This is a genomic window from Flavobacterium piscinae (genome assembly GCF_004122145.1).
In the GTDB taxonomy this organism is placed as follows: Bacteria; Bacteroidota; Bacteroidia; order Flavobacteriales; family Flavobacteriaceae; genus Flavobacterium; species Flavobacterium piscinae.
Genome location: NZ_SBKQ01000012.1, coordinates 55,150 through 70,938 on the forward strand (window position 1 = coordinate 55,150; position 15,789 = coordinate 70,938).

Consider the following 15,789-nt stretch of genomic DNA (forward strand, 5'->3'; position numbering starts at 1 on the left):
CTAGACAGGAATTCGGAATTACAGAAGCAGAAAATTATGAACATATCTGTATATACTATCTTGGAATAATTACAAATTATTCTTTTATAATCTTATACGTTTGACTATTACTTTCTTGATATACTTTTATAAAATAAATTCCACTGGAATAGGTACTCAAATCTATTTGAACATGATTCAAATCAGAATTTATTTCCTTGATTTTTTGACCTAAGCTATTTAATATAAGTATTTTATCAAAAGAGTTCTCCCCTACTACATTTACGAGATCTTTTGTTGGATTTGGATAAACGCTGGCAAGAGATTTTTCAAAATTAGAATTACTTAATGTTGCAGAACACTTTATAATTTTTGTTCTGTTTGAATTTGACACACCACAATCTGAATCAGTATGGAAATAATACCGCATAGTCCCGGAATTGGTCTCGGAATTCCAAACCAACGGTGCATTACCACTTGTATAGATGATACTGGCATCTGCATTGGTTATGGTGATAAAATCAGTAGTAACAGAACTTTCAAAAGTATAAACTCTATTAGGAATAATACTAATATTACTGTATTCACCGGCATAAGCATCCGTAGCAATTGTTTCATTTGTTTCTGTACATGAAGGTATAAAAGCAGTTGGCGGATAAAGTCCATAAGGAGCCACCAAACAGCCTGATCCTGATGGAGTTGTTGTTGTAAAACTTGGTCCTGCTATCCAATCGCTAAAACCAGAATCATCACAATTCGAACGAATCCAAATGTAATAAGTAGTAGATGGATTCAAATTGCTCAATTGACCACTTAAAGTAACAAAATAGAGTGATGGAGTGGTAGCAGGAGATATTGAATTTATAGTACTAAAATAGATTTCATACCCACCGGATGGAACTGAAGATGCAGCTGTCCACTGTAAAAGTGCCGACGTAGAAAGAACGTTAGAAACCGTTAAATTTGATGGAGGATTACAAGGAGTCACAACATCTTGACATTGAATCGATTTTGTCCTATTTGTGGTTGAAGTACCACAAGCAGAATTAGTATGAAAATAATACCGTATTACTCCGGCATTAGTCTCAGAGTTCCAGATTAACGGTGTTGTTCCACTCGCATAAATGATACTGGCATCGGCATTGGTTATCGTGATAAAATCGGTTGCTACTGAACTGGTAAAGGTATATTGTATATTGGCAATAATATTCACATTACTGTATTCACCGGCATAAGCATTTATAACGATTGTTTCATTTGTTCCGGTACATGCAGGTGTAAAAGTTGCTAAGGGATAAAGTCCATAAAGAGCGGTTATACATCCTGATTCTGATGGAGTTGTTGTAAAACTTGGTCCGGCTATCCATTCACTAACATCAGAACCACCACAATTGGAACGAACCCAGAAATAATAAGTTGTAGCCGAATTTAAATTGGTCAATTGACTAGTCAACCCCGTAACAGTCCCTGTTGGATTAGTAGCTGGGGTGATTGAATTTGTTGTACTGAAATAGAAATCATAACCACCTGATGGTGCAGGAGATGCCGCTGTCCAATTTAAAAGTGCTCCGTTTGAAAGTAGGTTAGAAACCGTCAGATTCGCGGGTGGATTACATGGGGTAGATTCATTTTGACATTGGATAGATTTTATCCTATCAATGTCCGCACTACCGCAGGCGGAATTCGTATGAAAATAATACCGAATTACACCTGTATTTGCTTCGGAATTCCAGATTAACGGTGTTGTGCCACTAGCATAAATAATACTGGCATCTGAATTGGTTATAGTGATATAATCGGTTGTTACTGAACTGGTAAAGGTATATTCTTTATTGGAAACTATGTTAACATTACTGTATTCTCCTCCATAAGCATCCACAACAATTGTTTCATTTGTTCCGGTGCATGCCGGTGTAAAGGTTGCTGTTGGATAAAGTCCGTATGGAGCTGATATACATCCTGATCCTGTTGGAGTGGTGGTGGTAAAACTTGGACCTGCTACCCATTCACTAACATTAGTACCACCACAATTGGAACGAACCCAGAAATAATAAGTAGTAGCCGTATTTAAATTGGTCAATTGACCACTTAAGCCTGAAACAGTACCAATTGGAAGAGTTGCAGGAGTGATTGAATTTGTTGTACTTAAATAAACATCATAGCCTACAGAGGGGGCTGGAGAGGCAGCTGCCCAACTTAAAAATGCTTCTGTTGGAAGTATATTAGAAACCACTAGATTGGAGGGTGAATTACAAGGAGGTATGGCAAACTGACATTTTATATATTTTATCCTTTCAATGTTTGAAGCACCACAAGTGGAATTGGTATGCAGATAATATCGTATGACACCTGTTGTTGTCTCAGAATTCCACACTAAAGGCGTTGTACCACTAGCATAAATGATACTAGCATCCTCGTTGGTTATTGTAATATAATCAGTAGCTACAGAACTGGAAAAGGTATATATTTTATCAGGTATAACATTGACATTACTGTATTCACCGGCATAAGCATCAGTAACAATGGTTTCATTTGTTCCAAGACATACCAAAGTAAAATCAAAAGATGGATAAAGCCCATAAGGAGCTGCTACACATCCTGATCCTGATGAATTTGTTGTTGCAAAACTTGGTCCAGCTATCCATTCACTGACATCAGAACCACAATTGGAACGAACCCAAAAATAATAAGTAGTAGCCGTATTTAAATTAGTCAATTGACCGTTCAAACCCGAAACAGTACCCGTTGGAATTGTGGTAGGAGTTATGGAATTTGTAGTACTTAAATAAATATCATAGCCAACAGATGGTGCAGGAGATGCTGCCGCCCAATTTAAAAGTGCTTCAGTCGAAAGCACATTAGATACCGTAAGATTGGAAGGAGGAGTACAAGTGGTATTTCCATCTTGGCATTGGATCGATTTTGTTCTAAGCGTTTCTGAATTCCCACAAGCTGAGTTAGTATGTATAAAATACCGTATTATACCTGCATTTGCTTGAGAATTCCATACCAATGGAGTTGTACCACTAGCATAGATAACACTAGCATTCTCATTAGTTATTGTAATAAAATCGGTAGGAATAGAACTGGTAAAAGTATATTGTTTGTTAGCAATTATATTGATGTTACTATATTCACCGGCATAGGCATTGGAAGCAATTATTTCAGCTGTTCCAGAGCAAATAGGTGTGAAATTTGTATTCGGAAAAAGGCCATAGAGTGCTGTGGTACATCCGGTAGGAATGGAATTAGTTGTTGTAAAATTTGCACTATTAGACCAACTACTTTGGGTAGCACCACATGAAGAACGAACCCAAACAAAATAAAGAGTGTTGGGAGTTAAACCATTTAACGTTACGGAAGTTCCACTTGCTACGCCGGTTGGTGTAGTAGACCCTATGGGAGCCGAGTTTGTAGTACTTAAATAATATTGATAGCCATTATTTGGAATAGGATTCGGTGCTGTCCATGATATAGTGGCATTTGTAGAGGTAATTGAAGAAGCTAAAAGTGAAGTAGGCACATTACAATTTGGTGTTGGCGTACAGGAAATAGTTTTAATTCGGTTTTTAGTATCTATTCCACAAGCAAAGTTTGTATGAATATAAAATCGCATTATGCCGGAATTTGAACCTGAATCCCAAACTAATGGCGTTGTTCCAACTGCATACACTTGAGTAGCATCAGAATTGGTAATGGTAATATAATCACTTGGGGTATAACTAGTACTTGTAAAATTGGATGCAAACGTATAACGAGTATTTGCCGTTAAGGTTACATTGGAATATTGGCTTGATTTGGCATTGGTTAAAATGGTTTCAGTGTTCCCAAAACAACCTGGAGTATAATTTGTGGCAGGTAAAAATCCATTTACAGAACTGGTACAACCTGCCGGGGAGGCACCAACAGTACTGAAGCTATTCCCAAAAACCCAACTGCTTTTTGAAGAACCACAATCTGAACGCACCCAAATGTAATAAGTGGTATTGGCATTTAAGTCGGTTAAAAATAGGTTTGTGGTTAAAGTAGTACCCGTTGCTAAAGTATTAGAAACAGGTTGCGTATTGGAAGTGGATAAATAATACTGATAACCATTACTTGGGATGTGATTTGCTCCAACAAAACTTAAGTTTGCTTCTGTATTGGTTATTGAATTTATTTGAAAAGCATTGGGTGCATCACAAGAAAGGTTTGCATCTTGGCACTTTATAGATTGAGTTCTATTCACTAATTCTATACCACAACTTATACTCGTTTTAATAGAAAATTTACAATTTCCACTGTTGTCTCCCGAAGACCAAACTAACGGTGTTGTACCGGATGCAATTAACCTACCATCAGGACTGAATAGTGAAATATGATCGGTAACAACAGAGCTATAAAAAGTATATATTTTATTTTTCTGAATTTGAACAACATTATGTTGTCCGGCATAACAGGTAGTTGAAATAATTTCTTGATTCCCAAAACAACCGGGAATATATGTACTATTTAAATCTTGACCTAGTCCAAAATCATTATTAAGAAAACATCCAATATACTCCGCTGCTTGTGTTGTAAAACTTCCGCCGGAAACCCATTCACCCCACAAACTATTAGCATTATCACAAACTCTTCTTATCCAAAAATGATAGGTTGTATTTGGTAGTAATCCGGTAGTTCTTATCTGAAATAGATTGGTATCACTATTAATATCATTATTATTACCGGTAGGAATTTGATTTACAGTAGGAGTCGTACTATCGGTACTAATAAAATATTGTACATTACTAACGGAAGCATTCCAATTTAGAACTGCACTCGTACTTTGAATACTGGTAGGATATACTTCTGTAAATGGATTGTTACAGCCGGAAACAACTTGTCCTTTTATAGTTTTTATTCTCCCAATATCTTCTATTTCACAATCATCGCTGGCAGCAATATAGTAGTTTATTACATCGTTATAATTCCCTGAATTCCAAGTAAGCGGTGCGGGTCCATGAGCTAAAATGACTCTGCCGTCGTCACTAGTTATAGTGATATAATCTGTTGAAACAGAGCTGTTAAAAACATATTCTCTATCAAACATGGTATTAACTTTAGAATAATGACCGGCATAGGAATCGGTTGCAATTACATCCGGAGTACTCGAAAACGTGGGAGTAAATACTTCTGTTGGGTATAATCCGTAAGTAGCCGTTTGACATCCTTCACCGGGTGATAATGTAACAAAGACATAAGGTCCGTCTGAGGAACTTGAACTGTTAAAACAACTTGTTCTAACATCTAGATAATAAACATCACCTTCCGGAAGTCCAAAAAAAGTAACACTTGGAGTACTAGTAAATTCAGGCCAAGATTGATTTACTTGCTGAACATTTGAAATACGGTAATCATATCCATCAACATTTGACGAATTTGCAGGAGGATCCCATTCTATTGTTATAACATCAGGTGTTCGAGTTGTAATTCTGAAATTGCTAGGTTGATCACACTGTGCACTACTTGAAATAGAAAATCCAAATAACAAAAATAAGAAAAGGCAACTAAAATTCCTTGATAAAGAATATTGTTGCATGAGTTTAAAGAAGTAGTTATATATCATATTTTATTTAAATTTTAAGTTTAAAAAAAGGTTCAGCATTGTTTAATTAACAAAAGTACTTTAACGATGAAAAAAATAAATCAACGAACCAATATGCGTTGGAACATAATAAATATTAGTCCATCTTAAAAAAATATTCGTAATCATAATCTCTTTAAAAAGTGTCTTAATTGGAATTTTTAGTTTGTTCTAAAATGAAAATAATTAATAGTTTTCAATTCATTTTTTCACTCAAAAAAAACCGAAGAGGTTTAGGAATATACTTTTAAATGTTTAATTCCAAGTTTAGTAGCTGTCTAATAAGAAGAAAAATCAGAATAAATAAAAACTATGTCTAATAAAACCACAATTTGAGATTGTTATAAATATAACATTTTGTTGTTTTTTGTTTTATTCAATCATTAAATTGCTTTTGCTTATACCATCCTTTACTTTTGCCGAAAAAAGAGCATGAAAACGGAACAGTTATTGCAATCCGCCACTCAATTTGGGAGTCCCCTATTTGTATATGATGCTGATAAAATCAGTCAACAATACCATCGATTAACCACTGCGTTTTCAAAAGTAGAACGGTTGCAGATTAATTATGCTGTTAAAGCATTATCGAATGTATCCATCTTAAAATTGTTCCATCAATTAGGAGCCGGTTTGGATACCGTTTCTATACAGGAAGTGCAACTGGGATTAAAAGCAGGATTTGCTCCACCTACCATCATTTTCACTCCGAATGGTGTTTCATTAGATGAGATAGAAGAAGTGGCATCATTAGGCGTACAAATCAACATTGATAATTTATCGATTTTGGAACAATTTGGGACAAAACATCCAAATGTACCGGTATGCATACGCATTAATCCACACGTGATGGCAGGTGGAAACACGAACATTTCAGTGGGGCATATCGATAGTAAATTCGGGATTTCCATACATCAATTGCCGCATTTGTTGCGAATAATTGAGAATACGGACATGCATATCAACGGTATTCACATGCATACCGGTTCTGATATTTTGGATATTGAAGTGTTTTTGTATGCCGCTGAGATTCTATTTGATACCGCCAAGCATTTCAAAACCTTAGATTTTATCGATTTTGGTAGCGGATTCAAAGTACCCTATAAAAAAGACGACATCGAAACCAATGTAGAAGAATTGGGTATAAAATTATCGAAACGCTTTAACCAATTCCAAGCGGAATATGGTCGTCCGTTAACCTTGGCATTTGAGCCGGGCAAGTTTTTAGTAAGCGAATCCGGTTATTTTTTAGCGAAAGTCAATGTGGTCAAACAAACGACTTCTACTGTTTTCGCCGGCATCGATAGCGGATTTAATCATTTGATTCGTCCGATGTTGTACGGTTCGTATCACCACATTGAAAACATTTCCAACCCCAAAGGAAAAGAACGTTTTTATTCGGTGGTCGGTTATATCTGCGAAACCGATACATTCGCCAATAACCGCAGAATTTCAGAAATAAAAGAAGGTGATATTTTGTGTTTTCGCAATGCCGGAGCCTATTGCTTTTCGATGGCTTCTAACTATAATTCACGCTTCCGTCCGGCCGAAGTACTTTGGTACGAAGGAAAAGGACATTTGATTCGTGAACGGGAAACATTTGAGGATATTCTTCGCAATCAGATTGAAATCACGTTTTAGATATAACCATCTTATCCAATACTAAACCACATAGAAACATAGAAAAAAGAGAGTGATAGCCTAACGGCTATGATTCTCTCTCACAAAGTGAAACGCCTTGAAAAACAACAAAAACTATGTTTCTATGTGGTTCATTAAAAATTTACTAACTAACTGCCTAAAAAGTCGGAAACTGCTTTCCGGCTTTTTTTTATGGCTGTGAATTAATGATTAATTAACAGTTTGCTTCGGAGTATTTTTTATATTTGACCAAATTATAGTGCACATGAACAGAAGGAATTTTTTCAAAAACGGCTCAATGGTTACATTGGGTGCTGCTTTGGCTAATCCGCTAGAATCCTTGCTTTTATCACCGGATGTAGCAGCCGCTCAAAAAGGAAAAAAAGCCAAAAACATCATTGTATTAGTGAGTGACGGAATGAGTTCCGGCACCCTAAATATGGCCGATATTTATCTCAACAGAAAAATCGGAAAAGGTTCCAATTGGTTGAATTTATACCGAGAAAACAAGGTCGCTCGTGCCTTGATGGACATGGCTTCGGCTTCTTCCATCGTCACGGATTCGGCGGCAGCCAGTTCTTCATGGGGAAGTGGGTTTCGTGTAAAAAACGGTGCGTTAAATGTTGGCATAAACGGAGAAGAATATTTACCCATTTGGCAAAAGTTCAAAAAAGCAGGAAAAATGGCAGGATGTGTGACCACTGTTCCGATAACACACGCCACTCCGGCCGGATTTTGTGTAAATAGTAAAAGTAGAAACAGTCAAGCCGATATTGCTGAAAGTTACCTGAATTTGAATTTTGATGTACTGATGGGAGGTGGTCAACAGTATTTTGACCCTAATTCCAGAAAAGATAAAAAAGATTTGTATACTGCTTTTCAATCCAAAGGATATCAAGTAGTGAAAACACGAAGTGAAATGCTTTCTACCTCGCATGATAAACCAATTTTAGGTGTGTTTTTTGAAGACGGACTTCCCTACTCGATTGACCGTGAAAACATCAAAGATTTAGGCAATACGATTCCCACTTTAGCTGAGATGACACAAAAAGCCATTGACCGAATGAAAAGTCATAAAAACGGTTTTGTGTTGCAAGTGGAAGCCGGAAAAGTAGATTGGGCGGCTCATGCCAACGATATTGCCGGATTGTTGTATGACCAAGTGGCTTTTGATGAAGCCGTAAAAACTGCCATCGATTTTGCTGAAAAAGATAAAGAAACATTAGTCATTATCACCACCGACCACGGAAACGCGAATCCCGGATTAATTTATGGTAAGAATGTGAATGATCAGTTTGATAACGTTCAACAGTTTAAACATACAAATGAATGGATTTTAAACGGTTTTACAGCACAAACTACGTTGGCACAGATTAAAGAACGAATTGAATTTGCCAATGGTTTTGCCTTAACGGATGACGAAGCCCGCACCATTTTGAGTTACTATTCCAATCTTGAAAAAAAAGACGATGGATTATACAACTACAAAAACCTACCATTCAAAACCTTCTCCGAAATGCAGAAAAGCAGAACATCCGTAGGATGGATTAGTATGGATCACTCGGCTGATTATACTGAATTAGCCATGTTTGGACCCGGAAGTGAAAAGTTAAAACCGTTTATTAAAAATACCGATTTACATTACTTTATGCTGGAAGCAGCAGAAGTGGAAAATACATTTTAAGGTTAATTACATTATTAATTCACAAAAAAAAACACCGCTTCAAAGCGGTGTTTTTTGTTTAACTTTCTATTTTTCTTCTTTCTCGTTCTTTCTTAATTAACATCAACTCCCGACTGGTTTGTCCGGCTACGGAAGTATTTTCTTCTGCACGCCGAATTAGGTACGGCATCACATCACGAACCGGTCCGAAAGGCAAATATTTGGCCACATTGTAGCCATTGGCCGCTAAATTATAACTGATGTTATCGCTCATCCCGTATAATTGTCCGAACCAGATTCTGTTATCATTTGTAGCCAAACCTTTTTGAGCCATCAATTCCATTAATTTATAGGAACTCAACTCATTGTGTGTTCCGGCAAATATGGCCATTTTGTCAATGTTCTCCACCATATAGGCTACGGCAGCATCATAATTTTCATCGGTCGCTTGCTTTGATTCACAAATAGGTGAAGGATATCCTTTTTCTTCCGCACGTTTGTTTTCTTTTTCCATGTAGGCACCACGAACGAGTTTCATCCCAATATAAAAACCTTCCGCTTTGGCTTGCTCGTGCAATTTTTTTAAATAATCCAATCGATCCCAACGGTACATTTGCAACGTATTAAAAACAATGGCTTTTTCCTTATTGTATTTTTTCATCATTTGTGCAACCAAATCATCGGCAGCATCTTGCATCCAACTTTCTTCGCCATCAATCAAAAGAGCCACCTCTTTTTCATGGGCAAATTGGCAAACAGCTTCGTAGCGAGCCACTACTCTATTCCATTCGGCATGCTCTTCAAAAGTGAGCGGTTTTTTCTTTCCTATTTTTTTATACAAATCAAATCGTCCAAAACCTGTAGGTTTAAAAACGGCAAAAGGAATGGCTTTCTTTTCTTTGGCAAACTCAATGATTTTAAGTGTTTTTTTCATGGCAGCATCAAATTCAATTTCGTCTTCTTTGCCTTCCACGGAATAATCCAACACAGAACAAACGCCTTTAGTAAACATTTTTTCCATCACCGGCATGCAATCATCTTCACTCACACCGCCACAAAAATGGTCAAAAACCGATGCTCTGATTAATCCTTCTACCGGTAAATGAGCTTTGAGAGCAAAATTAGTTACCGCCGTGCCAATACGAACGAGAGGCTCGCTATCTATCATTTTAAATAAAAAATAGGCTCTATCTAATTCAGTATCACTTTTTAACGAAAAAGCAATTTGTGTGTTATCAAAGATTTTTTCCATGATTTGTTGAAAATAATGTAGCAAAGATACGGAGTGTTTGAGAATGTTATAATTTTTTTGACTTAATTTGTATCTAAATTTTTAAACCCGAAAAAATTCAAATTATTTTGGATTTAACTTACCTAAAAGACCTTTTTCATGCAATCAATTCAAGCCGGTGATTATTCGATCTATTTTAACGAAGAAGCGTATGTTTATCTTAATGCATTTTTAATTGAACATCACTATTCTAAGTTATTTATTTTGGTTGATTCCAATACAAATGAAAATTGCCTTCCTCACTTTTTATCGCTTTTAGCAACAGAAAACGAAATTGAAATCATTGAAATTGAATCAGGCGAAGCTTTTAAAACCATCGAAACCTGTGTGCAACTTTGGGAATCGCTCACCGAATTGGGAGGCGACCGAAAAAGCTTGCTCATCAATGTAGGCGGAGGGGTCATTACAGATATCGGCGGATTTGTGGCCTCCACTTTCAAACGTGGGATTGATTTCATCAACATTCCAACTACACTATTAGGCATGGTTGATGCCTCAATTGGTGGAAAAAACGGCGTTGATTTAGGGAATTTGAAAAACCAAATCGGAGTCATTAATTCTCCTAAAGCAGTACTGATTGATACCGTTTATTTAGAAACTTTACCGCAAAACGAAATGCGTTCCGGTTTAGCTGAAATGTTGAAACACGGACTCATTTTTGATAAAGACTATTGGCAAAAATTCAGCAATTTAGACCATTTAACCTCGGATGATTTAGATGAATTAATTTACCGTTCCATAGAGATAAAAAATGCCATTGTGAGTCAAGACCCCACAGAAAACGGCATTCGAAAAGCCTTGAATTTCGGACATACTTTAGGGCATGCCATTGAAAGTTATTTTTTGGAAAACCCGCTCAAAACATCGCTTTTGCACGGCGAAGCCATTGCAGTAGGCATGATATTGGAAAGTTATCTTTCGTTACAAAAAGAATTTATAACACACGAGGAATACATGGAGATTAAAACCGTTATCCAATCCATCTTTAGCCCGATTATTTTTGAAAAAAAGGACATGGAACCCATCTTGAATTTATTGATTCACGACAAGAAAAATGAGTTCGGGAAAGTGCAATTTGCACTTTTAAACGGAATCGGTCAAATAAAAATTAACCAACACGCCGAAAACCAATGGATAATGGAAGCATTTGACGATTATAAAAGATAACATTTTTTTATCATAGTACTTGCATTTAGCTTAGAATATTTTTTACATTTGCCTCAATGAAAAACAAACAAAACAAAAAAACCGTACTAGCAAACAATAGAGGTATTCATTGGATTTTTCAACGTTTTATGAAAAAATCAATGGCTCCAAAAAGTACGCTGGGTTTTGATGTTTCAGCATGCTCTTCAATGTTTCATGAAAAACTGCAAATTATTTTTGCGAATATTCGGGTTTGAAAATTTAGATTAATTGATTGTGCTATTTAACCTTTAATCTAAATTATTGAAATCTAAATGAATACTAAATATTTCGACTTAATTAACCAAACGTTCTACTTCCCGCAAGAAGAGTTCACTTTGAATAAAGATAATCTTCAATTTCACCAAATCGATTTGATGAAAATTGTGGAACAATATGGTACACCATTGAAATTTACCTATCTCCCGCAAATTTCCAATAACATCAACCGTGCAAAAGGTTGGTTTAGAAAAGCGATGGAGAAAAATAAATACGATGCGAAGTATTACTATTGTTATTGCACCAAAAGTTCGCATTTTAGTTTTATCATGAATGAAGCATTCAAAAACAACATTCATATTGAAACTTCCTCGGCTTTTGATATCAATATAGTTGAAAATTTAATGGCGGAAGGCAAAATCAATAAAAATACCTATGTCGTTTGCAATGGATTTAAACGGGAACAATACATCGAAAATATTGCAAGGTTAATCAACAACGGTCACAACAAAACCATTCCGGTGATTGATAATTTTGAGGAATTGGATTTGTTGCAAGAAAAAATTGATGGTAAATTCAAAATTGGAATCAGAATTGCCGCTGAAGAGGAACCAAAATTTGAGTTTTATACCTCTCGGTTAGGTATTGGATATAAAAACATTGTTCCTTTTTACAGAAAACAAATTGAAGAAAATAAAAAAGTAGAGTTGAAAATGCTGCACTTTTTTATCAATACAGGTATTCGCGACACAGCCTATTATTGGAATGAGTTGTTGAAATGTATGAAAGTGTATGTTTCCTTGAAAAAAGAATGCCCAACCCTCGACAGTTTGAATATTGGTGGTGGATTCCCGATTAAAAATTCGTTAGCGTTTGAATACGATTACCAATACATGATTGACGAAATCATCAATCAAATCAAAATTTCTTGTGAAGAAGCGGAAGTAGATGTGCCGAATATTTTTACCGAATTTGGTTCATTTACGGTTGGTGAAAGTGGTGGTGCGATTTATCAGGTATTATACCAAAAACAACAAAATGATCGTGAAAAATGGAACATGATTGACTCCTCTTTCATAACCACTCTTCCGGATACATGGGCCATCAACAAACGGTTTGTGATGCTAGCCATTAACCGTTGGAATGACACCTATGAGCGGGTTCTGTTGGGCGGATTAACGTGTGACAGTGATGATTATTACAATTCTGAACAAAACATGAATGCGGTTTATTTACCAAAATACAACAAAGAAAAACCATTGTATATTGGTTTTTTCAACACGGGAGCTTACCAAGAAACCATTGGTGGTTTTGGTGGTTTACATCACTGTTTGATTCCTCAACCCAAACATATTTTGATTGATCGGGATGAAAACGGAATTTTGGCCACCGAGGTGTTTTCGGAACAGCAAAGTGCCGAACAAGTTCTCTCTATTTTGGGTTATGATAAAAAATAACATTTTTGGTAAAAAAGAATTTTTCTTTTCAGAAAAAAAGATTTTCTTTGAGCCTTCATACTACGAATACAATTTAAGAATTATAAAATGAGTAAAGGACCTATCAGTCAATTTATTGAAAAAAATTATCTTCATTTCAATGCCGCTGCATTAGTAGATGCTGCCAAAGGATATGAGCAACATTTGCTTGAAAACGGTAAAATGATGATTACTTTAGCCGGTGCGATGAGTACAGCTGAATTGGGAAAATCATTAGCCGAAATGATCCGTCAAGACAAAGTGCATATCATTTCGTGTACCGGAGCGAACTTGGAAGAAGATATTATGAATTTGGTCGCTCATAATTCCTATAAAAGAGTTCCGAATTACCGTGATTTGAGTCCGCAAGAAGAATGGGATTTACTTGAAAATCATTACAATAGAGTAACCGACACCTGTATTCCAGAAGAAGAAGCTTTCCGCAGATTACAATCGCATTTATACGACATTTGGCATAATGCCGATTCAAAAGGGGAACGCTATTTTCCGCATGAATTTATGTACCAGATGATTAATTCAGGAGTTTTAAAACAATATTACGAAATAGACCCAAAAGATTCTTGGATGGTTGCTGCGGCTGAGAAAAATTTACCGATTGTTGTTCCGGGTTGGGAAGACAGCACAATGGGGAATATTTTTGCTTCCTATTGCATCAAAGGGGAGTTTAAACCCACCACTATGAAAAGCGGTATTGAATACATGATGTGGTTGGCCGATTGGTATCCGAAAAATTCAACCGGAAAAGGGGTTGGATTCTTCCAAATTGGAGGAGGAATAGCAGGTGATTTCCCGATTTGCGTGGTACCTATGTTATATCAGGATATGGAAATGCATGATATTCCGTTTTGGAGTTATTTTTGTCAAATTTCAGATTCCACAACCAGTTATGGTTCATATTCCGGAGCGGTACCCAATGAAAAAATCACGTGGGGAAAATTAGACATCACCACACCCAAATTTATTATTGAATCAGATGCAACCATTGTTGCCCCTTTGATATTTGCTTACTTACTTGATTTATAACAGATTTTTTTATGAGAAGAATTATTGTTGACTATGCTAAATTAACAAATGACATTCTATCGATGTTGGTAGAGAAGTTTCCTGACGGTTATGAGGATACCGACATTATCCGTTTCAGAAATGCTCAAAACGAATTGATAGAAGCGGTAGAAGTTCGTACGGAAGACACCATTTATTTGGTGAAAGTCAGTAAAAAACTAGCCACTCGGATTGAAAACTTCGAAGAGGATGAAGATTTAGATGTAGAAGTAGAAACAATCGCACCTGTAAAAGGACTCGATTTAGATGAAGACATTGACGAAGTGGATGTGGACGAAGAAGACGAGGACGCACCTTCTGATGACGATATTGAAATTGATCCGCTAAAAGATGCCGGTGGTTCTGATGACGATGAAGACGATGATTATGACGATGAACCTTCAGACGATAACGATGACGAAGAAGAAGATGAATATTAAATATAAAGAGCCTACTTTGGCTCTTTTTTTTAATACAACATTTTTACTTCTTTGAGACCAAATTGAACGACAGTATCATTCTCTAATAAAATGTTCAATAATCCTTGCGGAGAAACCTGCTGAATAATTCCCATGAACTTCATTCCATTCTTGTCTTCAAAAGCCATGGGAACCCCTATTTTGAACAACTTTTGATGATATAAATTCCAAATTGATTCTGTTTGAAAATTCATTTTCAAGATAAACTGTTTAATGGATAGACAAAGTTCTTGTAATATTTCCTCTAAATGATAATCTTGACCTGTTTTGAGCTTTAAGGAAGAGGCATTCGGGAGATTTTCAAAGTGCATTTGATTGATATTCAATCCGATTCCGACAATTGAAAACACTTCCCCATCCGATTTAAAACTGTTTTCAATCAAAATACCTCCGATTTTATGATTACCTGACATAATGTCGTTTGGCCATTTGATACGAACTGACGGAATTTTATACTGCTCTAATACAGAAATAATCGCTAATGAAATCACAATGTTCAACGTGTAGAGTTGCTTCACATCAACAATTAAATCTTTTATTAAAATACTAAATGTCAAGTTTTTACCAACCTCAGAAACCCAAACCGAACCCATTTGTCCTTTGCCGGAGTGTTGACTTTCTGCCACTACAATTGTAAAATTAGAAACCACTTGTTGGGCTACTAACTCTTTTAAAAAGTCATTCGTCGAATTTATGGCACTCAGTTTGATGATATGCATAGAGAATAATTATATAAGAATCGTTCTAAAGTTGTGTTAAGCTTCAAAAATAATCACAATTTTTGATAACTTTGCGAAAATATTAAATTAGTAAATGGCGAATAAGAAAGTTAGTAAAGATGAGTTGTTAGTAAATATCATCAAAGGAATTGAAGAAGTTAAAGGAAATGACATCGACATTTTAGATTTACGAGATATCGAAAATACTGTTTGTGATTATTTTATCATTTGCAACGGTAACTCCAATACACAAGTTAACGCCATCGTTAACTCGGTTCAAAAAACAGTTTCAAAAGAATTAAAAGATAAACCTTGGCATGTGGAAGGCACAGACAATGCCGAGTGGGTTTTAATGGATTATGTAGACATCGTGGTTCATGTTTTTCAAAAACACGTGCGTGAATTTTATAACATCGAAGGACTGTGGGGCGATGCCAAAATAACCACCATTCCAAACAAAATTTAAAAAATTGC

The 15,789-nt window shown here is 36.0% G+C and carries 11 protein-coding genes; 8 read left to right on the forward strand and 3 right to left on the reverse strand.

Annotated features, from left to right (window positions below):
- Window positions 1–76: 76 nt before the first annotated feature.
- Complete coding sequence (locus EQG68_RS11865) at window positions 77–5,566, reverse strand: fibronectin type III domain-containing protein (protein WP_129465104.1); 5,490 nt, start codon at window positions 5,564–5,566, stop codon at window positions 77–79.
- Window positions 5,567–6,016: 450 nt separating this feature from the next.
- On the opposite strand from EQG68_RS11865, the gene lysA reads away from it, so the two are divergent.
- Together lysA and EQG68_RS11875 are read left to right on the forward strand one after the other, a co-directional pair.
- Window positions 6,017–7,222, forward strand: coding sequence for a diaminopimelate decarboxylase (lysA, locus tag EQG68_RS11870; protein ID WP_129465105.1), 1,206 nt, complete (start codon window positions 6,017–6,019; stop codon window positions 7,220–7,222).
- A 265-nt stretch (window positions 7,223–7,487) separates the two neighbouring features.
- The gene (locus tag EQG68_RS11875; protein ID WP_129465106.1) at window positions 7,488–8,906 is read left to right on the forward strand and encodes an alkaline phosphatase; all 1,419 of its coding nucleotides are present in this window, start codon (window positions 7,488–7,490) and stop codon (window positions 8,904–8,906) included.
- Between the two features lie 58 nt (window positions 8,907–8,964).
- On the opposite strand, the gene EQG68_RS11880 is transcribed toward EQG68_RS11875, so the two are convergent.
- Entirely contained in the window at window positions 8,965–10,137 is a 1,173-nt protein-coding gene (locus tag EQG68_RS11880) for a proline dehydrogenase family protein (protein WP_129465107.1), read from the reverse strand.
- A 138-nt stretch (window positions 10,138–10,275) separates the two neighbouring features.
- Between EQG68_RS11880 and aroB the strand changes: the two genes are divergently transcribed.
- From aroB to EQG68_RS11905, 5 genes are all read left to right on the forward strand, one after another.
- A complete protein-coding gene (aroB, locus tag EQG68_RS11885; protein WP_129465108.1) occupies window positions 10,276–11,343 on the forward strand; it encodes a 3-dehydroquinate synthase in 1,068 nt (355 codons plus the stop codon).
- Between the two features lie 56 nt (window positions 11,344–11,399).
- On the forward strand, window positions 11,400–11,579 hold the full coding sequence (locus tag EQG68_RS11890) for a hypothetical protein (protein WP_129465109.1): 180 nt from the start codon (window positions 11,400–11,402) through the stop codon (window positions 11,577–11,579).
- A gap of 57 nt (window positions 11,580–11,636) precedes the next feature.
- Entirely contained in the window at window positions 11,637–13,037 is a 1,401-nt protein-coding gene (locus tag EQG68_RS11895) for an arginine decarboxylase (protein ID WP_129465110.1), read from the forward strand.
- 87 nt (window positions 13,038–13,124) lie between these two features.
- Window positions 13,125–14,099, forward strand: a complete 975-nt coding sequence (locus EQG68_RS11900) for a deoxyhypusine synthase family protein (RefSeq protein ID WP_129465111.1) — start codon at window positions 13,125–13,127, stop codon at window positions 14,097–14,099.
- 11 nt (window positions 14,100–14,110) lie between these two features.
- On the forward strand, window positions 14,111–14,557 hold the full coding sequence (locus EQG68_RS11905; protein ID WP_129465112.1) for a DNA primase: 447 nt from the start codon (window positions 14,111–14,113) through the stop codon (window positions 14,555–14,557).
- Window positions 14,558–14,586: 29 nt separating this feature from the next.
- On the opposite strand, the gene EQG68_RS11910 is transcribed toward EQG68_RS11905, so the two are convergent.
- Window positions 14,587–15,315: a biotin--[acetyl-CoA-carboxylase] ligase gene (locus EQG68_RS11910; protein ID WP_129465113.1), complete on the reverse strand. Its 729-nt coding sequence runs from the start codon at window positions 15,313–15,315 to the stop codon at window positions 14,587–14,589.
- A 94-nt stretch (window positions 15,316–15,409) separates the two neighbouring features.
- On the opposite strand from EQG68_RS11910, the gene rsfS reads away from it, so the two are divergent.
- Complete coding sequence (gene rsfS / locus EQG68_RS11915) at window positions 15,410–15,781, forward strand: ribosome silencing factor (RefSeq protein ID WP_129465114.1); 372 nt, start codon at window positions 15,410–15,412, stop codon at window positions 15,779–15,781.
- The last annotated feature ends 8 nt before the right edge of the window (window positions 15,782–15,789 follow it).